Below are 23,824 nucleotides of genomic sequence, written 5' to 3'. Positions count from 1 at the left end.
CGCCTTAACTTTACGTTCTAGAAACAAAAAATGCGAACTTAAAATAGAAAAAGGCGCTCACCGAAGTGAGCGCCTTTTAAAAATCATTGTGTGAGCAGATTACTCAGAAACGGTATCAACGTTGATTGTTACGCCTGGGCCCATTGTGGAGCTTAGTGCAACTTTCTTGATGTACGCGCCTTTGGCACCTGCTGGGCGAGCTTTAACAATCGCACCCATGAAGGCACGAACGTTTTCAACTAGCTTGCCTTCGTCGAAGGATGCTTTGCCAACACCGGCGTGAACAACACCAGCTTTTTCAGCTTTGAACTGAACTTCGCCGCCTTTTGCTGCTTCTACGGCCGCTTTAACGTCCATAGTCACAGTGCCAACTTTTGGGTTTGGCATCAGGTTGCGTGGGCCAAGTACTTTACCCAGACGACCAACAACAGGCATCATGTCAGGAGTTGCGATGCAACGATCGAATTCGATCTTACCGCCCTGAACGATTTCCATCAGATCTTCTGCGCCAACGATGTCTGCGCCAGCTGCTTGAGCTTCTTCAGCTTTCGGGCCACGTGCGAATACCGCAACGCGAACAGATTTACCGGTGCCGTTTGGCAGACCAACAACGCCACGAACCATTTGGTCCGCGTGACGTGGGTCAACACCCAAGCATACTGCGATTTCAACGGTTTCGTCGAATTTCGCGCCTGCGTTGCCTTTAACCAGTGCGACCGCTTCCTCAACAGAAAGGTCAGCTTTGCCTGCGAATGCTTCGCGAGCGGCGAGGGTACGTTTACCTAGTTTAGCCATGACTTACCCTTTCACCTCGATACCCATGGAGCGTGCGGAGCCCATGATGATCTGCATTGCTGCTTCTACGTCATTCGCAGTCAGGTCTTTCATTTTCGCTTCAGCGATTTCACGAACCTGTTTCACTGTCACGGATGCAACAACTTCACGACCTGGTGCTTCCGCGCCACGTGGGCGGTTACGCTTACCAACTGGCTTAAGGCCAGCAGCTTTTTTCAGGTAGTAAGACGCTGGTGGCGTCTTGATGTCCATGGTGAAGGACTTGTCTTGGTAATATGTGATCACGGTTGGGCACGGCGCACCGTTTTCCAGTTCCTGTGTTTTCGCGTTAAACGCTTTACAGAATTCCATGATGTTGATCCCGCGCTGACCCAATGCTGGGCCGACTGGTGGGGATGGGTTGGCTGCACCTGCAGGAATCTGCAGCTTCATTGTGCCAGCTAGCTTCTTAGCCATGGAGGCTTCTCCTTTTCAACACCCCGCGGACGCGTCTTTGGGGCAACGAGTTGTGTGGTCTGGTTTGATCATCGCGATGATCTCGCCTCCCACATGGAATCACCGATAAATCGGCTTAGACGCGCGAGTACACCGCACTGCCACGCATTGCAAGGGCCTGAACGCTGTAAGCCCTGTATTTACGGGTCTTTAGCCAACAATAGGCACGGCACCGATGGCGCGTAGCATGTCTGGCAGTGCTGGTGTGCGCTGGCGTTCCTGCCCAGCGCCTGGCTTGCCGCCGAAACCAGAGGAGTTAACGGCTAAGCCGTCGCGCCAATCTTAGCTCGTAACCATGTCAAATTCGAACAATGTGCTTTGAGCCAGTGCTGACGCACTGCAGACCATAAGGCCGGTCGCAACGATTGCTGGTGTAATTCGCATATTCATCCCCATGAAATCCGAAGCAAGCAATTTGCAGAAAAGAAAAAAGCCGCCCAGTTAGGCGGCTTTGTCTAATTAGTCATGTAATGCAGCGATTACATTTGCTTGGATACTTGAGTGAATTCCAGCTCAACCGGAGTTTCACGACCAAAGATCGAAACAGTCACTTTCAGGCGTTGGTTATCATCGTCCACGCCTTCGACCATACCGTCAAAGCCTTCGAACGGACCATCGTTGACCTGAACCTTTTCACCAACTTCGAAGGAGATAAGCGTACGTGGTGCTTCTTCGCCTTCGGCAACACGACCTAGGATTGCTTGAACTTCAGCGTCGCGCATTGGCATTGGGCGGCCTTGAGGACCCAAGAAACCGGTGACGCGGTTGATCGAGCTGATCAAGTGATAGCCTTGGTCGCTCATTTCCATGCGGACCAAAACGTAGCCCGGCATAAAGCGGCGCTCTGCGGTAACTTTCTTACCACGGCGCACTTCGATGACTTCTTCAGTCGGAACCAGCACTTCATCGATCTGATCCTGCAGGCCGCTTTCTTCAGCGGACTGGCGAATCTGTTCGGCAATCTTCTTCTCGAAGTTCGAGAGGACGCTTACAGAGTACCAACGCAATGCCATATGACCGTTCTTTCTCGTCAATTCGGCACAATGCCGAAAATTCTTAATTTCTGTGGGCTATTCACCCGCCTTTGCAATAAAAATCGGCGCGCAACTCGAATCGCAGCGCGCCATTTACAAAGTACCGTGTGAACTAACGGGGAAGCCCGGCAATTTCAAGAGCTTTGTCCGCAGGCGCATCGAACTTAGAATGCAGTCAGAACTGCTTCGAGGGCGCTGCGAATGCCAAGATCCACAAGTGCGAAGAATACGGCGGTTAGCGCCGCCATGACAAAGACCATAACAGTGGTCAGAACGACTTCGCGACGGGTCGGCCAAACGACCTTGGAGACTTCGGCGCGGGTCTGTTGAATAAACTGTGCTGGATTCGTACGGGCCATGATGCATCTTCTTTGATTGGATCAATGGCTGACATACGCCGCACAGCGCTTGAATTCAAGGGTTGGTTTCGACCGATCTAGCCTGAGTAGGGTTTAGACTGCTGCTCTTGAGCAATACGATCCATGCGGTTGGCATAGGCATAGTCTGCTGCCAAATCCATATCTTTGCTCTGCCAACGCGGCAGATCAATACGAGATGGCAGTGGCAACCGCTCTAGGCGTGCTTGAAGCCGAGACAGACGAGCATCCACTCGGGAACGAATTTTCTCTGCCTTTTCAGGACGACGGGATGCGTAAAGGCCCCAAGCCTTTGACAAGACGCGCCCACAACGATCTCGGCCAAATACCAGCAGGAAAAACGCAACGAAAAGCGCCATCCAAAGAAAGACAGTTGGTAAGAACCATGGTTTTAGGAGAACTGTGACCATGATTAGAACAATGGCAGCGCGTCTTGGGGTGATCTGCGGTATTTTCAGTTTCGAAAATAGGCGGTGCCGCATTTTCGGCTGGGGTGACTCGTATTGATCATCCTGCGCGGTTGCTTGGCCGTAGTCATCACGCATGACCTCACGGATAACGCGCATCGTTTCTTCGTTCAGGCCAAATCCATGCTGAGTTTCATTTTCCACTCTGCTGTCATTCAATTGCGACATACCAATCACCTCGCCAATACCCCGAGGTAGACTGTGCGGGCTTCTCACAAATGAGGCAAATTTTAGACAAGGTTTAGCATCGGAATGGGCATCAATCAGAGCACTCAAACGAAATCGTCTACCGCAGGGAAACATTGCAGGGAGTGGAAGGCCGTTTCACCATGCCAAACGACGATCTGGCGTCTTAAATATGACATGAGTCGGATTGGTCTTGGCGCATACGTATCGCTCCGCAATACAATCTTTGATCCCGGTGCCGATTGATGGGTTTGAAAAGATGCCTGACGCGTAATCAGGCATCTTAGGTTTCATACGAGTGAAATCTCTCGATCCGCCCACTTTTGGGCAATACTCTGGTCGTGGGTGACGAGAATAATTGCGATTTTCTCATCTTCAGCGATGCGATCTAGCATTAAGAGCGTTTCGCGTTGCGTGATGGGATCAAGGCGTGACGTTGGTTCATCTGCGAGAAGCACCTTTGGGCCCACGGTCAGTGCGCGCGCGATGGAAATTCTTTGCAATTCGCCCCCTGACACTTCATCCGGCAATCGCTCCAGCAACGAGGGGTGAATACCTAGCTGTTCAAGAAACTGCATGACACGTGACCAGTCTGTTTTGTGTCGCCGCGCCACGTCTCGTAACGTGTGCACAAGCGGCACTCGACTGGGGAACGCTGCTGGTGGATCTTGATAGAGCTTTTGCACGCCATGTCTGGGCAGTGATTGGCCGCGTGTCACGGTTCCTGATGCAGGCTTTAACAAACCAGCGATCGCATCCAGCAGAGTAGTTTTTCCGATCCCACTTGGCCCCGTCAATGCAATCTTTTCACCGGCATGCACATCAAGGTTGAACCCTTCGAACAGGCATTTTTTGCCACGTTCCACAGCGAGATCACGTACCGTTAACACTGTCTCCGCTGTCGTGTGGCTCTGCGTTTTGGGCCAGTTTTGGGGATCTGCATTTAGAAGGTCGCGCGTAAAAGGATCGCTTGGGGTTTTGAGAACAGCATCTGTTGCGCCCTGCTCTACCAACGTCCCATCGCGCATGACTATCAGGGTGCCACCCAAATGGCGGGCCACGGATGCCTCATGTGTAATCGCCAAAAGCGTCCCGCCAGCCTGTGGGACTTGAGCAAGCAAACCAACGACTTTTGCATGGCGTGCTGAATCCAGCCCTTTTGTGGGTTCATCTGCCAAAAGGATCGGTGCATTCGCAGCGGTCGCCGCGGCAAAAGCGACGCGTTGCGCCATGCCGCCAGATAATGCACCGGGGAGTCGCTGTTCTGCACCAGATAGCCCCAAGGCTTCAAACGCTTCAGTGGTCGCAAGATCTGCTTCGATTGCTTGACGATCTGCAACATAGCGATGAGCTTCTTTCACCTGCTTGAAAGAACGCATCAACGGATCAAGCGCGCGCCAAGGCTCTTGGGGTAACGTTGCAATTTCACGGCCCCAAAGCGCTGCGCGATCGATCTGGTACAATTGATCAACACGGCGACCATTTACAGTGATTTCACCCTCGGCCCTAAGCACACCCGGGAGCGTGCCAAGAATGGCTTGCGCAATAAGGCTTTTGCCAGCGCCGGTTTCCCCCATGATCACAAGTGTTCCGCCCGGCTTCACCTTAAAGCTCACGGGGCCCATCAGGTGTGTTGATCCGGCGAAGACGGATAGGTCTTTTACTTCAATGGAATAAATCATGGACGTCGCATGCCCCCTACAGAAAGGTGAAGCGCCAATACAGTGATGACCAAGCAACCAACTGGTTGCAGGATTAGAAACGGTGCTTCCCGCCAATACGGTAAAAGTTCAGTCATCATCACACCCCATTCTGCGGTTGGGGGACGGATGCCGACGCTGACAAACCCCAAAGCGGCAACTGACGTCACCGCGGTCGCGGCACCGAAAGCTGCAATGGTTAACAGACCGGGGCCAATTTCCGGGATGAGATGGCGGCGTACCAATAGCCAAGGTCCAAGGCCCAATAGCCGCGAGGCTTCTACGCTGGGTTCTGCCAAGACGATCCGCGCGCGTTGGCGCGTGTAGCGGAAATACTCCACCCAAAGCGTGAGTGAGATGCCCGCATACAGCGCCCACCAAGACCCGGGGGACATCGCGGCTAACATCAGGACCAGCAGTAGCCCGGGTAATGCCAAAACGGCATCGGCGAAGGCCCCTAAAATACGATCTATCCAACCTCCGAACCAAGCTGCTGTTATGCCAATGATCGTTCCGGGCAACCCTGCGGTAATGACCGACAAGAATGCCAAAGAAAGCGATAATTGCGCACCGGAAAGCAGCCGTGCGACCATATCCCGCCCCAGATGATCTGTGCCAAGCGGGTGTGCGAGACTTGGTCGCTCAAGCGTGGATAAGAGAGATTGTTTTGCCGGGTCTTGACCGATCAAGTCCGGTCCGCCGACAGCGACGATTGCAAGCCAAAGCAAAAGCGCGAAACCCAAGACGCGCGCCAGACGCAGCTTTGATGGTTTGTGTTGCAGATGTGGCAAAGCCATCATGTTTGATTGATCTGTCATGCCACACTCCCGCGTGGGTCAATCAAGCGGCACGCAAGATCAATGATCAGATTCAACGCCACGTAAAGCAGACCAAGCGTCAAAGCGGTCCCCTGCACCATTGCGATGTCGCGACCAAAGATTGCGTGTACCAGCGCGTGGCCAATTCCCGGCCAAGCAAACACGGTTTCAACGATCACAACGCCTTCGATCAAATAGGCAAGTTGCACCCCGACATATGTCACGACGGGAAGGGCGGCATTGCGTAGAACATGACGGATCAATGTTAGACGAGATGACAATCCTTTGGTGCGGGAAAACAATCGCCAGTCTGCATTCATTGCGTCCACAACGGCATCACGAACAACACGATTTGAAACGGCCGCAAGGCCAATACCCAAAGTAAAGGAAGGCAGCACTAAGTTATCAAAACCCCGAAAACCTGCCACCGGGAAAAGCTTTAGCTGAACCGCGAAAACCAATACCAGCACGATCCCAAGTGCGAATGCCGGGATCGCCCGCAGAAACACGGATAAGCCCATGCTGGTGCGATCAAACAATCCACCTGGATTAAGCCCCGACACAATTCCAACCGGCAAGGCGATCAAAAGTGACGCCGCCACCGCTCCGCCGGCTAAGAGTAGGGAAAAGCCAAGTTGCGTCGCAATCTCATCCACCACAGGTGATCCATAGACAAGAGAATTGCCCAAATCGAATTGCATTAGCTGACCAATCCAGGACCACAACTGGATGAGCCAGGGATCGTCTAAACCAAGCTCAAGACGCACAACTTCGGCTGCAGCGGCGTCCATCATGTCATATCCATAACGACCTGCTGCAATACGATACGCCGCATCGCCGGGCAGCGCATACATCATAGCAAAGCTGACGATACCAACGATCAACGCTACAATTACAGCTTGGAGGCCTCGCGCGGCGAGGACCCCCAACATTGATTTAAGTGGAGGGCTCATATTTTAGTTAGCCCAATACATATCGCTTAACCCGTAGCTACGCTGCAGCGGGTCAATGATGACACCCTTTAGGTTCTTATCAATTGACACGGTGTGTTGATACCAAACGATAGGGATCACTGGCAGTTCTTGGTGCAGTTCCTTGGCAACCGTCGCGATGCTTGCTTGGCGCTGATCCGGATCGACGGTTGATGCAATGATGTCGAGAGCCTCGACAACCTTTTGATTGTGCCACCCCATAGCACCCCAATCACCGCCACCTGTACCAAAGTCCTGCAGCACAGAACCAATTGGATCAGGTGTTAGGCCGTAGTTGCGAGCATAAAGTGCCACATGCAGCGACCCATCCTGATGACCCGCAGGAATTTCAGAATAGTTTGCGACACTGACCTCAAGCTCGATACCGATCTCGCGCCATTGATCCTGCAGCGCAGTTGCAATCAATGGCAACTCTGGGCGATCGGGGAAGGTGCGTAGCGTAATGGAAAACCGTTCGCCATCACGAGTTAGGATACCATCCGGACCTGCAACCCAGCCCAATTCGGAAAGCAAAGATTTGGCGACCTCTATGTCCGTTTGAAGTGGCTCTAGGTCGGCAGAGTGCCATGTATTCAAGGCAGGTGGAAACAGTTGATCAGCCGCAGCTTCGGGGAAGCGGGTAATCGCACGGGCGATACCGTCTCTTGGAATGGCGAGGCTTAATGCTTGACGCGCCTTTGCATCGCTAAAGAACGGGTGCCCTGCGTTTACTTTTAAAGCAACAACGCGGGGGATCGGTACGGCTGATGTTTCAATGGTATCCACGTGCTGCAAGTGGGAATATCCCGCCGCATCAAGAGTAAATACCACATCCGCATCACCACTTTCTGCCAAAAGCGCACGTGTTTCAGCACGCCCAGCTGCAAGGTAAGTTGCGCTATCTAGCTTCGCTTTTTCACCCCAATATGCATCATTTCGTACCAGTGAAATGCTTTGTGGCGGCGTAAAGTTTGAAACGCTGAATGGGCCGGTACCAATCATCTGCGCGGGGTTCCCGTCCGCATCAAATGCTGCGGGTGCAGGAATGATTGTTGTGGCATGCGCCAAAAACGCGGGAAGCGCCGTGAATGGTTTTTCAAGCGTTATAACAACAGTTTCACCGCTTGCAGAAATGCCAATAATTGGTGCTTTTTTCAGAACACCTGGTTGTTTCCAAGCACGGGTCAGCGCCGTAACCGCAGCCTCTGCAGTAAAGTCAGACCCGTCATGAAATTTGACGCCACTTCGCAAGGTGAACTGCCAAGACAGGCCATCTTTTGAAGCGGTCCATGCTGTTGCCAAACCTGGGCGCAACGCACCATTTACATCCGCATCAACAAGGTTTTCCATGATTTGCAGTTTCTGGATCGCAAATCCAGCAATCGCAGGATCATAGCTTGCCACTTCCCACGGAGAGGCAATGGTGACGCTCGATTTTGTCTCTGCTGTTGCTTGGAGGGCTGCCCCCGCAATTGCGATGCAAATTACGGCGCTAAGAGGTTTTATCATGAAATGTCTCCGAAATAATAACACAAGATTCGGGAGGGATTAACATGACTAGATATATTATAACATATCATTATTTGTGATTTATTAGAATGCCACCAAGGACAAGCCATTGCGACATTCACGCCTTGCTGTTTGTTACTTTATAAAATAATAAATTGCTAATCAGGGAGATCAACACATGAGAAAACGCGCGGCAGCTCGGCAAACAGATGTTCTAAGCGTTCTAAAATCCTGTGATCGCCCGATGACGGCATACCAAATCCTTGAGCGGCTTCAGGCCAGCGAACCGGACATCGCACCGCCAACGGTTTATCGAACACTTTCGGCACTTACTGACCAAGGGCGCGCGCACCGTCTTGAATCCATCAAGGCCTTTGTGCCCTGCCGCTGTAACCATGTCGAAAGCGTACCTGTCCTAGCGATCTGCGAAGACTGTGGGTCGGTCGAAGAACATGACGGCAGCGATCTGTTGCCCAAGCTAACCGCCTTGACCGAGCGAAACGCCTTTCGCGCGGATCGACATATCGTAGAAATTCACGGGTTGTGCGGCACCTGCGCGGCGTGACCAACACAATCATTCAAACTGGAAGTAACATGAAACAAGCAATCTCTCTTATCGCTTTTGTCGCAGCTTTTCCTGCCCTTGCGGAAGAAGCACGCCAGCTTGACGCCCATGAACATGGCGTTGGCACGCTTAATATTGCAATCGAAGGCACAACAGTCGCGATGGCGTTCGAAGCGCCCGGCGCTGACATTGTTGGCTTCGAATACGCGGCCGAAAGTGATGCAGATCTTGCGGCCATAGAGGCAGCTGTCGGCACACTTGGCGCACCACTTGATTTGTTCGTGATGCCGAGTGCGGCCGGTTGTTCCGTCGTTAAAGCAATGGCAGCACTTGAAAGCGAGGAACATGACGATCACGGTGAAGAACATCACGATGATCATAAGGATCATGCAGATGATAAGCATGACGACCACGGTCACGACGAACATGCAGGCCACGATCATGAAAAAAACGATCACGCGGATGAAGCGGGTCACACAGAATTCCATGCGGAATACACGCTGAATTGCACCAATCCTGATGCGCTCACCCAGATCACTTTTGACTACTTTGAGGCATTTGCAAACGCAAATGAAGTAGAAGTGCAAATCATCACGAAATCCGGCGCGCAGGCTTTCGAAGTTGAACGCGACACGCCTGTGTTAACCTTGGGGAGCTGATCCTAAGTGACAGGCGCGCCTCTTGAAATTACCGACGTTGCCTATCGCTGGTCAGGGCGTTCTGGGTTCTCACTCACCGTCCCTGACCTGTCGGTTGCAAAGGGCGAGTCCGTCTTATTGCTCGGCGAAAGCGGGTCTGGGAAATCTACGCTTTTGTCGTTGATCTGCGGTACGATTGTGCCCGATCAAGGACGCGTATGTATTGCGGGAACGGACATCACCAGCTTGTCAGGTGGTGCACGTGACAAGTTTCGGGCCGAACAGATTGGTGTGATCTTTCAGCAGTTTAACTTGCTGCCCTTCGGCTCTTTGCTGGATAACATCTTGCTTCCGCTTCGCTTTGCCCCTGCGCGCCGCAAGCGTGTTAGTGATGCTACGGCTGAGGCAACTGCGTTGTGTGCAGCGCTCGGGTTACCGGCCGATGCGATATATGCAAAGGCAACGGCCCTGAGTGTTGGTCAACAGCAACGCGTTGCAGTCGCACGTGCGCTGATTGGGCAACCACCCTTGATCATCGCAGATGAACCGACCTCAGCGCTGGATGCGAATAGTCAATCTGCGTTTCTTGATTTACTGTTTGCACAAACAACCAAGCACAACACGTCACTTTTGATGGTCAGCCATGACCCGCGGCTTGGCGAACGTTTTGACCGCGTGATCCAGATGGAAGACATCGCACAGATAGAAAGAGCCTCTGTATGATCATGCGCCTTGCCATTGCTTCGCTCGGTGCGCGTGCGCTGACTGTGGGCATGACGATCCTCGCCATTGGCCTATCTGTCGCCCTGTTTCTTGGGGTTGAAAAGGTAAGAACAGGTGCAAAGGCAAGCTTTGCCGATACAATTTCCGGCACCGACCTGATTGTCGGTGCACGATCGGGGTCTGTGCAACTGTTACTATATTCTGTTTTTCGCATCGGCAACGCGACCAACAATGTGACTTGGGAAAGCTACCAAGATATTGCCGCGCGACCAGAAGTCGACTGGATCGTGCCCATTTCGCTGGGCGATAGTCACCGCCAGTTTCGTGTGATGGGCACCTCTCGTGCCTTTTTCGAGCACTATAAATACCGGCAAGGCAGATCATTGGCTGTCTCTGATGGTGTCATCATGGATGATCTGTTTGATACAGTAATCGGTGCGGATGTTGCTGCAACCATGGGATATAGTATCGGCGACCCAATTATCGTCGCCCATGGCCTCGCATCCTTTACCGAACACAAAGATCAGCCGTTCCGTGTATCTGGCATTCTGGAAAAGACAGGAACACCCGTTGACCGTACTGTCATCGTGAGCATGGAAGCGATAGAGGCGATCCACGTCGATTGGAAAAGCGGCGCGAAAGTACCCGGTCAATCAACACCAGCAGATGTGATCCGTAACATGGAACTTACGCCCAAAGCGGTTACTGCCGTTCTGGTCGGCGTTGAATCTCCGCTCCAGATCTTTTCCCTACAGCGTGCCATCAATGAATACACAGAAGAGCCTTTGCTCGCGATCTTACCCGGCGTCGCGTTGCAGGAACTCTGGAGTATCGTTGGCATTGCGGAAACTGCGCTCTTGGCGGTGTCATCCTTGGTGGTTGTCACAGCACTCATCGGGATGATGGCCACGATCTTTTCCAGCCTAAACGAACGTCGTCGCGAGATGGCGATCTTTCGCGCTATGGGCGCGCGGCCCTCAACCATTCTAAGCATGCTCGTTCTTGAGGCCATGCTGATGGCAGCCGTTGGCGCGTTGTTTGGTTTGGTTCTACTGTACATCGGATTGATCATCGCCCAACCCATCCTTGATAGCGCCTATGGCCTATGGTTGCCCATAAACGCACCAACGATGCGTGAAGTTTGGGTGGTCCTAGCCGTGATCTGCGCTGGCGCAATCGTGAGCTTGGTCCCTGCATTAAGGGCTTACAGGCTGTCCGTCGCAGATGGTATGATGGTTAAAACGTGATGCTGAAAGTGGGTTGATTGCAATGTTGAACCGAAGAACTGCGTTAATGCTTTTGTCCGGCTCGGTATTGACACCGAAGACCGCCCTTGCAGCCACCCCGCGTGAAATCACTTGGGATGATTTGATCCCGCCTGGCCTGCCTTATTCTGAAATCATCGGCGAAGGTGAGCTAGACGAAGCCAATGATACATGGCTTCCCGTCTACGATGAGAATGGAATCAAGCTAAACGAAAAGCTGAACGGCACCTATATCAAGATGCCCGGCTTTATTATTCCCTTGGAAACGAGCGCCGAAGGTGTAACCGACTTCATGCTAGTGCCCTATGTCGGCGCATGCATTCACACACCTCCTCCGCCCGCGAACCAACTTGTGATGGTCAATTCGTCAAAGCCTTGGCCTGATGATGAACTATGGGAGCCGGTTTGGGTGACAGGTACAATAAGAACGCAATTGCAATCCACGACACTTGGGCAAATCGGTTACTCGATCTCTGCGGATGACTTGGAAACCTACATATGGTGAGCCACGTTCTACATCGCCGCGCGTTTCTCTCAGGAATAACCGCATCAAGCTTGTTGGCCAGTGTCGCACGTGCCGAGGGTTTCATTGAGCTAGACTGGGACGATCTGCTGCCAAAAGATCAAACAGCCATCCCAAATGCGATCCGCGAACTGCTGCCCCATGATGAACAAGTACCACTGTCAAGCCAGCAACCGACCTCCACCGGGGTCAGAACGGATTGGAATGGCCATATCGTCCGTATTCCAGGCTTTATCGTCCCAATTGACTATAATGGATCCGGTGTTACCGCTTTTATTCTGGTGCCCTATGTTGGCGCCTGCGTTCACGTTCCGCCACCACCTGCAAACCAACTCGTTTTTGTCACGTCTCCAACACCCTATGAGAGCAAAGGCATGTTTGAACCGGTGAATGTCATAGGGATGTTCGGCGTCTCATCTTTAAGGACGCACCTTGCGGAGATTGGCTATGCTTTGTCAGCGGATAAGATAGAGCCTTATCGCGGGTAGCAAGATGCTCGAGCACCATTAGTTGGACCACTTCAATCCAGGCTAATAAGAAAGTTGCTTGGAGCTGAGATTATTGTTTTTCCGGTGCCCAACGCAAAGAAGGCCCGAGATCAGAATCTCAGACTATTGATAATATTGAAGAATTAGTGTTGGTTGCGGGAGGGAGCAACCGCCGGATCCTACCGGCCCTCAAATGCGTAGTTTAATATTGCTCCAATAGGGCTAATTCTGTTGAAAAACTCTTGTTGATTTGAATCTTGGCCAGTGATTCAATTGTCCTTAGTAACGAGGGGATTGGCGATGTTGGGACCGAAGCAGGAAGCGCAAGGCGCGTTGTTTTACGAGTTCTCGATTGACGATCATGTGCCCCCAGATCATCTGCTGCGCTCCATTGATAGGTTTGTCGATCTAAGCGACATCCGCCAGTATCTCGCAGACTTTTACAGCCACACCGGCCGCCCATCGATTGATCCCGAACTTCTGATCCGGATGCTGTTGGTCGGCTATTGCTTCGGTATTCGGTCAGAGCGTCGATTGTGTGAAGAGGTGCATTTGAATCTGGCCTATCGCTGGTTCTGTCGCCTCGATCTGTCTGATCCAGTGCCGAACCATTCGACCTTTTCCAAGAACCGGCATGGGCGCTTTCGGGAAAGTGCGTTGCTGAGGCATCTTTTTGAAAAGACTGTCGCACGGTGCATCGCGGATGGTTTGGTAAGTGGCCAGCGCCTTGCGGCAGACGCCAGCTTGATTGAAGCCGATGCCAACAAGCAAAATTCAACGCCAAAAGAAGATTGGGATCGTAACGCCATTGATCCAAACGATGCGCCACGCGCAGTGAAGGAGTATTTGGATGTGCTGGACGATGCGGCATTCGGCGCAGCATCGGAGGTTCAACCCAAGTTCACATCTCATTCCGATCCCGCAAGCCAATGCCTCTCGGTGATTGCATGCAATCACCTGCCGGTAATAGACGGCAGCGCGCAAAGGCCCTGCATTCTTCAGTTATTCGACCAATTACCTGATCGACACGGACCACAGTGTCATCCTCGATGTCGAGGGCACCAGATCAATCCGACAAGCCGAAGTTGGCTCTGTCCGCACGATGTTGGATCGGATCAAAGATCGGCATGACATCGATCCAGAACGGCTCATCGCGGATAGCGCCTATGGTTCAGGCCCTATGCTGGGATGGGTCGTTGATCGTGACATCAACCCACACATTCCCGTGCTAGATAAATCTGGTCGCACAGACGGTACTTGGTCTCGCGCTGACTTCGAATGGGACGCCGAGAACAACCAATACATCTGCCCCGAAGGTGAGCCGCTCAAACAGTTCCGACGCAACTACTCAGATCCGAACCGTGGTCCATCTGGCAAAGGGGTCGCCAAGTATCAGGCATTGAAACACACCTGCCAAGCCTGCCCATCGAAGATGAAGTGCTGCCCGAAAGCAGATGCGCGCAAGATCACGCGTGAAGAACATGAAGATGCCCGTCAGGTTGCCCGCGATATTGCCAAGACCAAGCAATATGCGATCTCAATGCGGTTGCGGAAGAAGGTCGAAATGCTCTTCGCCCACCTCAAACGGATCTTGGGATTGGGACGATTGCGATTACGCGGCCCATGTGGTGCAAATGATGAATTCCTCCTCGCCGCAACCGCCCAAAACCTCCGCAAATTAGCCAAGATCTTTCCTGCACCGCAGCAAATGCGCAAAGCCTGATAGAAAAGGCGCTCGCGCACTGTTTGAAGCTCTATTTTCTGCGCTTGCAATACGTTGTTTTTCAACAGAATCGGCGGAAAGCGGTCATTCGCTGCGATCAAGAATGAAAACTTTCCAATTGAACAAAGCCGCCAATCAATAAGCATTGAACCTGTCTTTTGACAGTTTGTCTAAATGCTTACTTTAAATAGCCTCTTAGCGTACTTGAACACGCCTGCGCGCGTGCCTTGCTATCTTTACGCCCAAGTAGGGTTCAAGGGTCCTCGTCCTGCAATTCTGGCCCAAACAATCATGACAAAGCGAGATTGCAATATTTCGACTTTGTTCAAACTGCGTATACTTTTGAAGTATCTAAATTTTCCAAGACAAGCCACCGTCGATTTCGAGAACTGAACCGGAAGTATACCCTGACACTTCAGAGGCCAAAAATGCAACAGCTGAAGCTATCTCGACCTTTTGGGCGGCGCGGCCAAAGGGAAGTTTTGCCACAAGCTCGCGCCACTTGTTGGCATCTCCAAGCAGCACCTCAGCCTTTTTACGTTGCAAAAACTCTAATCGATCAGTGTCAACCGGGCCGGGATTAATACCAACGACACGCACGCCATCTGCGGGACTGGTAGAGCCAAGGGCGCGGGTCATCGCGACCAAAGAAGCATTGCCCATACTTCCGGCAAGATAGTTCGCGTCCACGCGCAGTCCTGCCCAACCAATGACATTGATAATCACTCCTGACCGTCGCGTCGCCATTGATGCGTAAAAATGACGTGTCATTTCAATTATTCCAAACACTTTGAGATCCCAAGATTGCCGCCAAGCATCTGCAGCGACCTGATCTAAGGAACCGCCGGGAATAGCACCTGCATTGTTCACAAGAATGTCTATATCTGGAAATTGCTCCACAAGCTTTTCCGGAGTTTCTTGATTTGCCACATCACAAGTCATTGTTTGTGCCGTTTTGCCTGTCTCTGTCTGGATCTCAGCCACTGCATCAGACAATGCATTGGGATCACGGGCCACCAAAACGATGTCACATCCCTCTTGGGCGAGAAGCTTAGCGCTCGCGAGGCCGATACCCTTTGAGCCGCCCGTAATAAGCGCCGTCTTTCCTTCTAGGTGAAGTTTCATCATTTTTCCCTTTTTGCAGAGCGCATTACCAAAGTTTCCCGCGTGCCGTGACTGGCCAAACCGTTTCGACCAAACCGTTCCGCACCCCAATCAATGTGTCATGTAAATTGCAGGTGGGGTCACAGTGACCTGGAATCAGACGCACTTTGTCGTTCAATTTTAAGAGATTATTTGGATCATTGATCACACCGTGTTCGTCGTTGCAGCCTACATATTCAGCACCTTCGACATCCACGAGAACGGGCAATCCAGAATCGATTGCATGGCTTTTGTGGCCACCGTCACAAACCACGGTACCAGCTCGAACGGCAGACATGACCGAGCACAACAAAAAGAGCGCGTTTTCAAACGGTACTTCCTGCCCACCCTCTTGATTTCGCACCGACATGTATGAAGCATCCATGAAACAATAGGTGCCTGCTTGGAGCTCGGTAAAGAGACCAGATGCCGCTTCCTTTTGAAATGTGCCGGTTCCCGCACCGCTGATGATTGGGCACTCAAGAGCTTGGTCCTTGAGTGCGGTTAAAGTCCTCTCAACTTTTACGACGACACTTTCAAAGATTGATTGCCGCTCATTTGCGTCAACGCAATGCTGAGCCGGGCCGTGGTAGGCTTGCAAACCATCAAATCGCAGGTTTGGTGCAGTCGCGATTTGGTGCGCGAGTTCGGCCGCATCCCGGCCAGGCGTGACACCACATCGTCCTGCGCCAACGTCAATTTCCACTAAACAACCCAATTCGATGCCACCTTCGACGGCGGCCTTGGAAAGGGCTATAATGTTTTCGGAATCATCGACACATACACGAAGATTTGCTCTTTTGCTTAGGTCGATCAGTCTGGCAATTTTGCTCGGCGAAACGATCTGATTAGAAATCAGAATGTCCTTGATACCAGCGTCAACCAAGGCAATTGCTTCGGAAACTTTTTGGCAACAAAACCCATGTGCGCCACCAATTTCCAATTGCCGATGTGCCACATCCGCCGATTTGTGAGCTTTGGCGTGGGCTCGAAGCCCCACGCCATGCGTTCTTGCAATATCTCGCATTTTTTCCAGGTTGCGTTCGAATGCATCGAGGTCAACGATTAACGCTGGTGTTTCAATTTCCGAAACATGCATGCCGACTTTTGCAGGAACGATTGTTCCAACTTCAATACTCATTTTATTTACCATCCAATGACGCGGGGGAGCCAAAGCACCAAGTCGCTAAAGACAAAAACAAGGGCCACTACGAAAAGCTGAATGCCAATGAATGGCAAAACACCGACATAGATGTCTCTCATCCTAATTTCCTTTGGGGCGACGCCCTGTAAGAAAAATAACGACCATCCAAAGGGAGGTGTTAAAAATGATGTCTGCAGGATGACGGCGATCAGCATGGAAAGCCAAACCATGTCCACGCCTTCCAAGCGGAAGAATGGCAACATGATTGGCAGCGCAATATAGCTGATTTCAATCCATTCCATGAAGAATCCCAACACAAAAATGATCAGCAGCAAGAACAAGATCGCACCGTTAACGTCACCAGGGATGCCTGCAAATAAGTTCTTCACAAAGTGCTCGCCGCCAAGGCCGCGGAACGCGATGGAGAAGACCTGAGAAGATAACAGAATGAAGAAAATCATACTTGATATGATCAACGTCGTTCGTGCAGTCTCTTTAATTAGTGTGGTACTTAGCCTTCCATAAAGGGCAGCAATCACAATGGCACCACTCGCTCCAATCGAGGCAGCTTCAGTTGGCGCTGCGATACCACCAATGATGGATCCCAACACAAAGACTACGAGTGCCATTGGTGGTAAAACAACAAAAACCATCTTTTTCATAAGGCTTTTGAAGCTGACTTGAGCGCGTTCTTCTGCGTCAATAGCGGGAACCGAAGATGGATTAAGAAGAGCAAGCACCAATAGATATGCCACAAACAGGAATGCCAACAGCATTCCTGGGACAAAAGCAGCTGCGAACAATGTGCCAACCGACAAACCAACGATATCGGCCATTAAAATGAGGACCAAGCTGGGCGGAATTATCTGTCCAAGTGTGCCTGATGCGCAAATTAGGCCACAGGACAGACTTTTAGAATATCCTCGTGCCAATAGAATGGGCAGCGTTAGCATTGTTAAGGTGACGATGGTCGCTCCCACGATTCCAGTTGCAGCACCCAGCAATACGCCGCACAGGACAATGGCGATGCCTAAACCTCCGCGTAGACCGCCCATTGCATAGCCAATTACAGTTAACAGATCTTCTGCAATACGGGATTTTTCAAGCGCCACCCCCATGAAAACAAACAATGGAATCGCAATGAATTCGTATTTCGTAATGACCCCATAAATCCGATGCGGGACGAGGCTGAAAAGTTTCCCTTCCAGACCGGTGAACCCAAAAACAAAGCCCGCAGTTGCGATAGCGATGGCGACAGGGAAGCCAATTATGAGGAGCCCGAAAAAGGCGCACAGCATTAGAATAATTTGAAGCTCCATCAGTCAGTCCCTACCTTCCCAGTGATTAGAGTGGATAAATGGCGAATGATTTCTGCAAACGCCTGCAAGACAAGGCTGGCAAAACCGACAAAGATGGTGGCCTTCAAGAGGTAGCGCATCGGCAAACCACCTGGATCGGCGGATCCCTCAAGGCTGCGCCAAGATTGTTGAATATAGGGCAACGTGTAGTTGCAGATCAAAATCGCTATAACGATCAGTGCAATCGCCGCTGCAAGATCAATTGCAGCCTTGGTTCGGGGACCTGCGGGTTTGTAGATCACGTCAACACGGACATGTTCGCCTTGCTGATAGGTATAGGCCACACCGAATGTTGCGATCACAGCAAGAAAATGCCACTCCAATTCTTGGGTCCAGACGGTTCCAATTCCGAACAGATATCGAACGAGCACATTTGCCGTGACCGTTACAATAGTTCCGAAAACGCAAACCATTGCGACCTTTCCAAGAAAGGTCACAACAGTTTCGCATTTGTCGGCAAGTTTAAGAAAAACTTGCAACGCCATCACCCTCGAATTCGGCGATGCCATTGACCTTCACTGACATTGGTCCATGCATCATGTTTGGCTTTGAAATCAAAGTAGTGATCCCGAACCCGAGCGAACAGTGGATCCCCAGATCCAAGTTCTTCGAGCACACCAGGAGTTGCTTCGCGTAGACCGTCGAGAATGTCATCGGAAAGAGTACGCAACTGTGTTCCATGGTTTTCGACCAAGTCTTGCAGAGCTTCGCCATTGACCGCTTCGGACCAAGCCTGCGAACGGACGTTAGTAGATGCACAAGCATTACGAACAATGTGTTGCAGGTCCTCGGGCAAGGTTTCCCATGCGTCTTTGTTTACCGCAAATTCAACCACGTTATTTGGCTCGGACCAGCCAGTGGTGTAGTAATATGATGCAGCATTATGGAGACCTAGAATTTTATCCTGAGCAGGACCTACCCATTCAGCGGCCTGAATAACGCCACGCTCCAGTGCAGGAAAAATCTCGGCAGGTGGTAACAACTTCACGTCCACGCCAACCGCGGCATAAATCCGGCTAGAGAGCCCAGGGATACGCATTTGCAATCCCTTTAGATCTTCCAATGTGTTGACTTCATCCTTGAACCAGCCCGTCATTTGCACACCGGTGTTTCCACATGGGAAGGGCACCATTCCGATGTCAGCATAAAGCTCTTGCCAAAGGTCCAAACCGCCCCCTTCGTACATCCAAGCGTTCTGACCTTGATAGTTCATACCAAATGGCACCCCACCAAAGAACTGTGCCCATGGGCGCTTGCCTGCCCCGAAATAGGAAACCCAGCCGTTACATTCGACAATGCCTGACTGAGCAGCATCAAAGCCTTCAAATGGGGGAACCAGTTCGCCGCCGTGAAAGACCTCGATATTCAATCGCCCACCGGACATAGCCCGAATGCGATCAGTTAAATCAGTCAGGCTACCTGGCCCGACAGAATACATAGGCAAACTTGGAGGATAAGCTGTCGTCATCTTCCATTTAAAGGTTTGCTCAGAGCTCGCAACGGCCGGAGCTGCGAGTGCGGCACCACCCAGTGCCGCGACACCGCCGGTCAAAATTTGTCTTCTCTTCATTTTTAGTCCTCTCTGTTGTGAATTGTTCCTGATTTTTCAGAATTTCTTGTTAGCTAAGGCCAATTTCAGCGACCCGCATTTCGTGTTGTTTCGCAATTTCCAGAAGATTGAGGTCCTGCCCAAAACCGGCCACCAGTTGAACAGCCCCTTTGAGGTTGTTTTGCAGGGGCGCAGTTGGCAAAGTGATGCAAGGGGTATGAAGCAAAGACCATGCACGGTTGACGTACGGATCCCCAGTACTGGCCAGAGTGGCTGGGGGCAAAGTCTTTGCTGATGGCGAGGCGATCGCATCTAGGTTCGCCAAAAGTGTCTCGATCCAGACTCGCCCTGCTTGCCCGAATTCAAGCGCAGTTGCATATTTTTCTGGCGTAATTCCAGCAGCTTCCGCACAGTAGGCGCTGAGCTGATCGGATATGAGTGCCTCATGATTTGTGAGTTCGTCTTCAAGCGAATTTAGGGCTTCGAACCCCATGACGTCGCTTTGCGCTTGGATCAGATCTAACAAGATCTTTCCGTTGCCCAAATTTACAACAACGTCCCCCGCTTCTGCTACTTTCGATTTGTAGGCCTGCAAGGTTTGCTGGGTAGCGCTGTCTGCGTCGGCCCAAGTTTCGTCCTCAAAGAACCCAATGCGTCTTGGTGCGTCGGCGCTCTTAGCGATTTTGGGGAGATCTGCAATCACACCTGCCAGATCGGAAACGGCCTGAACGCTGCGCCCAAAAACGCCCGCTCGGTCCAATGATGGTGAAATAACCTTTAATCCATTGCGCGAAACACAGCCCATCGTCGGCAGGAAACCAACGACCCCACAATACGCTGCTGGACGAATGACAGAGCCAGCTGTCTGTGTCCCAATTCCATGCGATACCAACCCAGCACCAACTGAGGCAGCCGAACCGCTAGATGAACCACCTGGAGTATGGGCAGAGTTTTGCGGGTTGACGGTTGGACCAGGTTTGAAAGTTGCGAATTCAGTCGTAACCGTCTTGCCAACCACCTTAACCCCAGCGCTCTTTGCACGGCGCACAGCCTCTGCTGTAGTCACTGGAGTGTTGCCATCGTAGATCGGCGAGCCGAAACCTGTCGGCATTCCCGCGACGTCAAATAGATCCTTTACTGCAAGAGTTGCCTTCGACAGCGGCACGGTTGCATTGCCTTCCGCGCAATTCGCAGATGTATCCACATCATCCGCAATATGTACAAAGGCTTTCAGCGTTTTTTCTCTGCTTGCAAAAGACATATTTTCCGACCGAATTTTCATATTCCCCCCGTTGGGTAGACCTTAATTATTGCCACCCTGATTCATATAAGATATAATATATTATATTATCTCAATAGAAATTTGGAACCCCAAAGTATCAAGAGGTAACGCACGATGGGCGTGCACAAAAAAAATGCAACCGCAAAAAGTTGCTATAAAAATGCGCATAAAGGGAATGGAATATGGAGCGTACACACGATCTAGGCGGGCTACCGGCCGGCAAAATAGACCAGACAGAGCATGAATTAACGTTCTTCGACAAAAGAGTGGATGCGCTTTATGCGCTGCTGACGAGCCCTAAAAAGGCAGCTTTCACGATGGATGAAGTAAGGCGAACAGTGGAAAGCTTTTCTCAGGCAGATTACTTTGGCCTAAGCTATTACGAACGTTGGCTGAAAGCGATGTCTCTGCTGCTTATTGAAAAGGGTTATGTAGAGGCAAGCGCCCTAGATATCCCACAAGCAAGTAGCTGAGGGCACCATGATCTCAGTTCGGTGTGACCAATCCAAGGCGCCTAAATTCGCTGACGGGCAGTGCGTACAAGTAATCCAAGATGAATCTTTGGGTCACTGCCGCACGCCACTCTATGTGCGTGGGGCTTATGGCAAAATTGTTAGCTACATAGGAAGCTATAAAAACCCAGAAGACCTAGCCTATGGAGGCAGCGGCTTGCCGGAATCCCCTTTGTATTGGGTAGAATTTAACCTGTCAGAGCTTTGGGACAACTATACCGGCGATAACACTGACACACTTCAGGTCGAAGTCTACGAACACTGGCTCCGCAAAACAGCTCAGGACAAATAATGATGCCACACGATCACCCCCACCCCACCTCTCGCGATCACAGCGAACCCCGCGCAGCGTTTGATAGGCTTCTATCTCAAGTTCTAACCGCTTTGGATGAAAGTGCACTGCTGACCACTGCCGAAGTCACAGCTCAAATCGAAGACATGGAAGGCCGCACCCCTACCGAGGGCGCAAAGCTAATCGCGCGCTGCTGGGTAGACCCTGAGTTCCGAGAACTGGCTCGCCACGACTTGCCGGCCGCGGCAGCACAGATCGGGATATCAATGCCACCGCACCCAGTTTTTCTGATTTTGGAAAATACGGAGGATTTGCACCACGTTGTGGTATGTACATTATGTTCATGCTACCCGCGCCCAATTCTTGGCCCTCCACCTGTTTGGTACAAATCACGTAATTATCGTTCTCGCGTGGTGAAAGAGCCCCGCGAAGTTTTAGCTGAGTTTGGCACCGTCCTCCCGGCCGGTACTAATCTGCGCGTGGTGGACAGCACGGCCGATTGCCGATATTTAGTCCTTCCGTTGCGACCTAAAGGGACAGAGCATCTGGCAGAGTCAGAATTGGCTTCTTTAGTTAGTCGCGACAGCATGATCGGTGTAACAAAAGTGAGCACGTGACCCCAATGGCCATCGCAAATGACTCGGCTTTGGCTGTGACCCAGCCAACAAAATCCACAACCGAGAAGATTTGCCAAGCCTTACGTGAGCGCGTTTTGTCCGGCAAGTATTCTGCAGGAATGCAGCTGCGACAAAACGATATTGCGAGCCAGTTTGGCGTTAGCCATATTCCAGTACGTGAAGCCCTTCAGATCTTAAAGTTTGAAGGGCTTGTGGAGCAGATTGCCAACAGAGGTGCATTTGTCGCGAGCATCAGCTTAGAAGAGCTGCGCAACATCTGGAGTCTACGCCGCAAACTGGAACCGATGGCGATCGAGCAAGCCATCGTTCGCATCACCGAACCTGAGCTTCGTACCGCCGAAACTATCGTCAGATCATCAACAAAAGAGTCTGATAACCTGTCCCTTGTAAAATTGAATTGGGATTTTCATCTATGCCTATACAAGCCGTGCGGCAATGCACTTTTGCTTGAGTTTATAGAAAACTTGTACCGCAAAGCTGATCGGTATTCCTGTGTACTCTGGACAAACCACGAGTATGGCGCACAGGCAGAAACAGAGCATTTTGAAATTTTGGAGTGCTTTAAGTCGCGCGATGTTGACCGCGCCGTTGAGCGCTCACTTCAACATATAGACGCGGTCGAGCGCTTGGTTGAACAATCTTTTGCTAGCCAATCTAGACACAAATGACACCATATTTTCTGTTGACTTCTTAAGAGCTAGGGGCAGCAGCGGAGTAAAAAAGCTGCATGTTAAAAGTCTATGCTTACATTTCACTTCAACATGGACCTGTCACCGTTTGATGCCGCTCCTTTGATAGCATTTACTGCGACAAAGGAGATGAACTATTGGGCTGAAACGGACTGACGAATTCCGCAAGGATGCGGTGCGCATCGCACTGACCAGCGGGCTTACACGCAAGCAAGTAGCTGATGATCTGGGCGTGGGCATGTCGACGCTGAACAAGTGGATCACGGTGCATCGAGACATGGATTTGATGTCAAAAGAGGATTTGAGCCTCGCTCAAGAGAATGACCGGCTTTGGCGCGAGAACCGTGTTCTCAAGGAGGAGAGGGATATCTTTAAAAAAGCAACGCAGTTCTTCGCGAGCCAAAAGCCGTGAGGTTTAGGTTCATTGAAGAACACAGCGAAAGCTTCCCGACCAATCGGCTATGTGATGTTATGGACGTCAGCCCACGCGGTTTGCGGGCGTTCCGCAGCCGTCCTGCCAGCCGTAGGCAGCGATCTGATTTGGTCACGTTGGCGCACATCAGAGAACAATCTCGTCTTAGGCTTGGCAGCTATGCACCGCACGGCAGTTGAATGCTTGCATTCAATGAGAGTGGCAGGCCGCGCATGACTGAGGAGTTGAAAGAGATTGGCCTGGATATCGGTCACCGCCGTGTTGGCCGGTTGATGCGCCAGAACGGCATATCAGTCATCAGAACGTGCAAACATAAGGTGACGACAGACAGCAATCACAAGTTCAACATCGCGCCAAACCTACTGGATCGAAACTTCGCAGCAAACGAACCAAACCAGAAGTGGGCAGGTGACATAAGCTATATCTGGACTGACCTGAGCCCCTAAAACTCCTCCAAATTTGTGTAGAGTCCGCCCAACAAAAGGACGGACAAATGAAGGCACGATT

General features: G+C 51.4%; 25 protein-coding genes and 2 pseudogenes. 12 read left to right on the top strand and 15 right to left on the bottom strand.

Features of this window, described 5'->3' with window-relative positions; all coding sequences use genetic code 11:
- Nucleotides 1-99 precede the first annotated feature (99 nt).
- The 9 genes from rplA to Q4544_RS03110 all read right to left on the bottom strand — a co-directional run bounded on the left by rplA (nt 100) and on the right by Q4544_RS03110 (nt 8,352).
- Nucleotides 100-795, bottom strand: a complete 696-nt coding sequence (rplA, locus tag Q4544_RS03150; protein ID WP_303504033.1) for a 50S ribosomal protein L1 — start codon at nt 793-795, stop codon at nt 100-102.
- 3 nt (nt 796-798) lie between these two features.
- Nucleotides 799-1,251 carry a 50S ribosomal protein L11 gene (gene rplK / locus Q4544_RS03145; protein ID WP_058314173.1) on the bottom strand — a complete coding sequence of 151 codons (453 nt, stop codon included), beginning with the start codon at nt 1,249-1,251 and terminating at the stop codon, nt 799-801.
- A gap of 518 nt (nt 1,252-1,769) precedes the next feature.
- Nucleotides 1,770-2,303 (bottom strand): transcription termination/antitermination protein NusG, encoded by a 534-nt coding sequence (gene nusG, locus Q4544_RS03140; protein ID WP_303504032.1) that lies wholly within the window; start codon nt 2,301-2,303, stop codon nt 1,770-1,772.
- A 185-nt stretch (nt 2,304-2,488) separates the two neighbouring features.
- Complete coding sequence (gene secE, locus Q4544_RS03135; protein WP_303504031.1) at nt 2,489-2,683, bottom strand: preprotein translocase subunit SecE; 195 nt, start codon at nt 2,681-2,683, stop codon at nt 2,489-2,491.
- Nucleotides 2,684-2,760: 77 nt separating this feature from the next.
- Entirely contained in the window at nt 2,761-3,336 is a 576-nt protein-coding gene (locus Q4544_RS03130) for a hypothetical protein (RefSeq protein ID WP_303504030.1), read from the bottom strand.
- 308 nt (nt 3,337-3,644) lie between these two features.
- Nucleotides 3,645-5,036, bottom strand: a complete 1,392-nt coding sequence (locus tag Q4544_RS03125; RefSeq protein ID WP_303504029.1) for an ABC transporter ATP-binding protein — start codon at nt 5,034-5,036, stop codon at nt 3,645-3,647.
- Nucleotides 5,033-5,872, bottom strand: coding sequence for an ABC transporter permease (locus tag Q4544_RS03120; protein WP_303504028.1), 840 nt, complete (start codon nt 5,870-5,872; stop codon nt 5,033-5,035). The genes Q4544_RS03125 and Q4544_RS03120 overlap by 4 nt, the downstream gene beginning before the upstream one ends.
- Nucleotides 5,869-6,825: an ABC transporter permease gene (locus Q4544_RS03115; RefSeq protein ID WP_303504027.1), complete on the bottom strand. Its 957-nt coding sequence runs from the start codon at nt 6,823-6,825 to the stop codon at nt 5,869-5,871. Before Q4544_RS03115 ends, Q4544_RS03120 begins: the two co-directional genes overlap by 4 nt.
- A gap of 3 nt (nt 6,826-6,828) precedes the next feature.
- Nucleotides 6,829-8,352, bottom strand: a complete 1,524-nt coding sequence (locus tag Q4544_RS03110; RefSeq protein WP_303504026.1) for an ABC transporter substrate-binding protein — start codon at nt 8,350-8,352, stop codon at nt 6,829-6,831.
- A gap of 178 nt (nt 8,353-8,530) precedes the next feature.
- Here Q4544_RS03110 and Q4544_RS03105 point away from each other — a divergent pair, with 178 nt between their 5' ends.
- The 7 genes and pseudogenes from Q4544_RS03105 (at nt 8,531) to Q4544_RS03075 (ending at nt 14,277) form a co-directional block, all read left to right on the top strand.
- Nucleotides 8,531-8,917, top strand: coding sequence for a Fur family transcriptional regulator (locus tag Q4544_RS03105; protein WP_303504025.1), 387 nt, complete (start codon nt 8,531-8,533; stop codon nt 8,915-8,917).
- A gap of 29 nt (nt 8,918-8,946) precedes the next feature.
- On the top strand, nt 8,947-9,576 hold the full coding sequence (locus Q4544_RS03100) for a DUF2796 domain-containing protein (RefSeq protein WP_303504024.1): 630 nt from the start codon (nt 8,947-8,949) through the stop codon (nt 9,574-9,576).
- Nucleotides 9,577-9,582: 6 nt separating this feature from the next.
- A complete protein-coding gene (locus Q4544_RS03095; protein ID WP_303504023.1) occupies nt 9,583-10,278 on the top strand; it encodes an ABC transporter ATP-binding protein in 696 nt (231 codons plus the stop codon).
- The gene (locus Q4544_RS03090) at nt 10,275-11,525 is read left to right on the top strand and encodes an ABC transporter permease (protein ID WP_303504022.1); all 1,251 of its coding nucleotides are present in this window, start codon (nt 10,275-10,277) and stop codon (nt 11,523-11,525) included. The genes Q4544_RS03095 and Q4544_RS03090 overlap by 4 nt, the downstream gene beginning before the upstream one ends.
- A gap of 22 nt (nt 11,526-11,547) precedes the next feature.
- A complete protein-coding gene (locus Q4544_RS03085; protein ID WP_303504021.1) occupies nt 11,548-12,048 on the top strand; it encodes a DUF3299 domain-containing protein in 501 nt (166 codons plus the stop codon).
- The gene (locus tag Q4544_RS03080; protein WP_303504020.1) at nt 12,042-12,554 is read left to right on the top strand and encodes a DUF3299 domain-containing protein; all 513 of its coding nucleotides are present in this window, start codon (nt 12,042-12,044) and stop codon (nt 12,552-12,554) included. The genes Q4544_RS03085 and Q4544_RS03080 overlap by 7 nt, the downstream gene beginning before the upstream one ends.
- A 300-nt stretch (nt 12,555-12,854) precedes the next feature.
- Nucleotides 12,855-14,277: pseudogene (locus Q4544_RS03075) on the top strand (transposase).
- A 351-nt stretch (nt 14,278-14,628) separates the two neighbouring features.
- On the opposite strand, the gene Q4544_RS03070 reads toward Q4544_RS03075, so the two are convergent.
- Genes Q4544_RS03070 through Q4544_RS03045 form a run of 6 tightly spaced genes read right to left on the bottom strand, consistent with a single transcriptional unit; the run spans nt 14,629 to nt 20,753 of the window.
- Nucleotides 14,629-15,402 carry a short-chain dehydrogenase/reductase gene (locus tag Q4544_RS03070; RefSeq protein ID WP_303504019.1) on the bottom strand — a complete coding sequence of 258 codons (774 nt, stop codon included), beginning with the start codon at nt 15,400-15,402 and terminating at the stop codon, nt 14,629-14,631.
- A gap of 25 nt (nt 15,403-15,427) precedes the next feature.
- Nucleotides 15,428-16,561 carry a DSD1 family PLP-dependent enzyme gene (locus Q4544_RS03065; protein ID WP_303504018.1) on the bottom strand — a complete coding sequence of 378 codons (1,134 nt, stop codon included), beginning with the start codon at nt 16,559-16,561 and terminating at the stop codon, nt 15,428-15,430.
- 5 nt (nt 16,562-16,566) lie between these two features.
- Nucleotides 16,567-17,883: a TRAP transporter large permease subunit gene (locus Q4544_RS03060; protein WP_303504017.1), complete on the bottom strand. Its 1,317-nt coding sequence runs from the start codon at nt 17,881-17,883 to the stop codon at nt 16,567-16,569.
- Entirely contained in the window at nt 17,883-18,401 is a 519-nt protein-coding gene (locus Q4544_RS03055) for a TRAP transporter small permease subunit (RefSeq protein WP_303504016.1), read from the bottom strand. The genes Q4544_RS03060 and Q4544_RS03055 overlap by 1 nt, the downstream gene beginning before the upstream one ends.
- Nucleotides 18,402-18,406: 5 nt before the next feature.
- Entirely contained in the window at nt 18,407-19,492 is a 1,086-nt protein-coding gene (locus Q4544_RS03050) for a TRAP transporter substrate-binding protein (protein WP_303504015.1), read from the bottom strand.
- Between the two features lie 49 nt (nt 19,493-19,541).
- On the bottom strand, nt 19,542-20,753 hold the full coding sequence (locus Q4544_RS03045) for an amidase (protein WP_303504014.1): 1,212 nt from the start codon (nt 20,751-20,753) through the stop codon (nt 19,542-19,544).
- A gap of 182 nt (nt 20,754-20,935) precedes the next feature.
- Between Q4544_RS03045 and Q4544_RS03040 the strand changes: the two genes are divergently transcribed.
- The 5 genes and pseudogenes from Q4544_RS03040 to Q4544_RS03020 form a co-directional block, all read left to right on the top strand.
- Complete coding sequence (locus Q4544_RS03040) at nt 20,936-21,226, top strand: SH3-like domain-containing protein (RefSeq protein ID WP_303504013.1); 291 nt, start codon at nt 20,936-20,938, stop codon at nt 21,224-21,226.
- A gap of 7 nt (nt 21,227-21,233) precedes the next feature.
- On the top strand, nt 21,234-21,557 hold the full coding sequence (locus tag Q4544_RS03035; RefSeq protein ID WP_303504012.1) for an SH3-like domain-containing protein: 324 nt from the start codon (nt 21,234-21,236) through the stop codon (nt 21,555-21,557).
- 2 nt (nt 21,558-21,559) lie between these two features.
- Nucleotides 21,560-22,174, top strand: a complete 615-nt coding sequence (locus Q4544_RS03030) for a nitrile hydratase subunit alpha (RefSeq protein ID WP_303504011.1) — start codon at nt 21,560-21,562, stop codon at nt 22,172-22,174.
- A gap of 5 nt (nt 22,175-22,179) precedes the next feature.
- The gene (locus Q4544_RS03025) at nt 22,180-22,863 is read left to right on the top strand and encodes a GntR family transcriptional regulator (protein ID WP_303504010.1); all 684 of its coding nucleotides are present in this window, start codon (nt 22,180-22,182) and stop codon (nt 22,861-22,863) included.
- Between the two features lie 157 nt (nt 22,864-23,020).
- Nucleotides 23,021-23,748 (top strand): annotated as a pseudogene (locus Q4544_RS03020) (IS3 family transposase); the annotation flags it as partial.
- Between the last annotated feature and the right edge of the window lie 76 nt (nt 23,749-23,824).

Origin of the sequence: Cognatishimia sp. 1_MG-2023 (assembly GCF_030548175.1) — a bacterium.
In the GTDB taxonomy this organism is placed as follows: domain Bacteria; phylum Pseudomonadota; class Alphaproteobacteria; order Rhodobacterales; family Rhodobacteraceae; genus Cognatishimia.
The sequence above is the reverse complement of the archived record's forward strand: the minus strand, read 5'-3'. Positions and strand labels throughout refer to the sequence as shown.

Coding starts and splice junctions, on each gene's coding strand:
- Q4544_RS03040 (WP_303504013.1), top strand. CDS start 20,936: ATGGAGCGTACACACGATCTAGGCGGGCTACCGGCCGGCAAAATAGAC.
- Q4544_RS03080 (WP_303504020.1), top strand. CDS start 12,042: ATGGTGAGCCACGTTCTACATCGCCGCGCGTTTCTCTCAGGAATAACC.
- Q4544_RS03070 (WP_303504019.1), bottom strand. CDS start 15,402: ATGAAACTTCACCTAGAAGGAAAGACGGCGCTTATTACGGGCGGCTCA.
- Q4544_RS03105 (WP_303504025.1), top strand. CDS start 8,531: ATGAGAAAACGCGCGGCAGCTCGGCAAACAGATGTTCTAAGCGTTCTA.
- Q4544_RS03060 (WP_303504017.1), bottom strand. CDS start 17,883: ATGGAGCTTCAAATTATTCTAATGCTGTGCGCCTTTTTCGGGCTCCTC.
- Q4544_RS03120 (WP_303504028.1), bottom strand. CDS start 5,872: ATGACAGATCAATCAAACATGATGGCTTTGCCACATCTGCAACACAAA.
- Q4544_RS03100 (WP_303504024.1), top strand. CDS start 8,947: ATGAAACAAGCAATCTCTCTTATCGCTTTTGTCGCAGCTTTTCCTGCC.
- Q4544_RS03115 (WP_303504027.1), bottom strand. CDS start 6,825: ATGAGCCCTCCACTTAAATCAATGTTGGGGGTCCTCGCCGCGCGAGGC.
- Q4544_RS03110 (WP_303504026.1), bottom strand. CDS start 8,352: ATGATAAAACCTCTTAGCGCCGTAATTTGCATCGCAATTGCGGGGGCA.
- Q4544_RS03045 (WP_303504014.1), bottom strand. CDS start 20,753: ATGAAAATTCGGTCGGAAAATATGTCTTTTGCAAGCAGAGAAAAAACG.
- rplA (WP_303504033.1), bottom strand. CDS start 795: ATGGCTAAACTAGGTAAACGTACCCTCGCCGCTCGCGAAGCATTCGCA.
- secE (WP_303504031.1), bottom strand. CDS start 2,683: ATGGCCCGTACGAATCCAGCACAGTTTATTCAACAGACCCGCGCCGAA.
- Q4544_RS03085 (WP_303504021.1), top strand. CDS start 11,548: ATGTTGAACCGAAGAACTGCGTTAATGCTTTTGTCCGGCTCGGTATTG.
- Q4544_RS03090 (WP_303504022.1), top strand. CDS start 10,275: ATGATCATGCGCCTTGCCATTGCTTCGCTCGGTGCGCGTGCGCTGACT.
- Q4544_RS03035 (WP_303504012.1), top strand. CDS start 21,234: ATGATCTCAGTTCGGTGTGACCAATCCAAGGCGCCTAAATTCGCTGAC.
- nusG (WP_303504032.1), bottom strand. CDS start 2,303: ATGGCATTGCGTTGGTACTCTGTAAGCGTCCTCTCGAACTTCGAGAAG.
- Q4544_RS03050 (WP_303504015.1), bottom strand. CDS start 19,492: ATGAAGAGAAGACAAATTTTGACCGGCGGTGTCGCGGCACTGGGTGGT.
- Q4544_RS03025 (WP_303504010.1), top strand. CDS start 22,180: ATGGCCATCGCAAATGACTCGGCTTTGGCTGTGACCCAGCCAACAAAA.
- Q4544_RS03065 (WP_303504018.1), bottom strand. CDS start 16,561: ATGAGTATTGAAGTTGGAACAATCGTTCCTGCAAAAGTCGGCATGCAT.
- Q4544_RS03130 (WP_303504030.1), bottom strand. CDS start 3,336: ATGTCGCAATTGAATGACAGCAGAGTGGAAAATGAAACTCAGCATGGA.
- rplK (WP_058314173.1), bottom strand. CDS start 1,251: ATGGCTAAGAAGCTAGCTGGCACAATGAAGCTGCAGATTCCTGCAGGT.
- Q4544_RS03030 (WP_303504011.1), top strand. CDS start 21,560: ATGCCACACGATCACCCCCACCCCACCTCTCGCGATCACAGCGAACCC.
- Q4544_RS03125 (WP_303504029.1), bottom strand. CDS start 5,036: ATGATTTATTCCATTGAAGTAAAAGACCTATCCGTCTTCGCCGGATCA.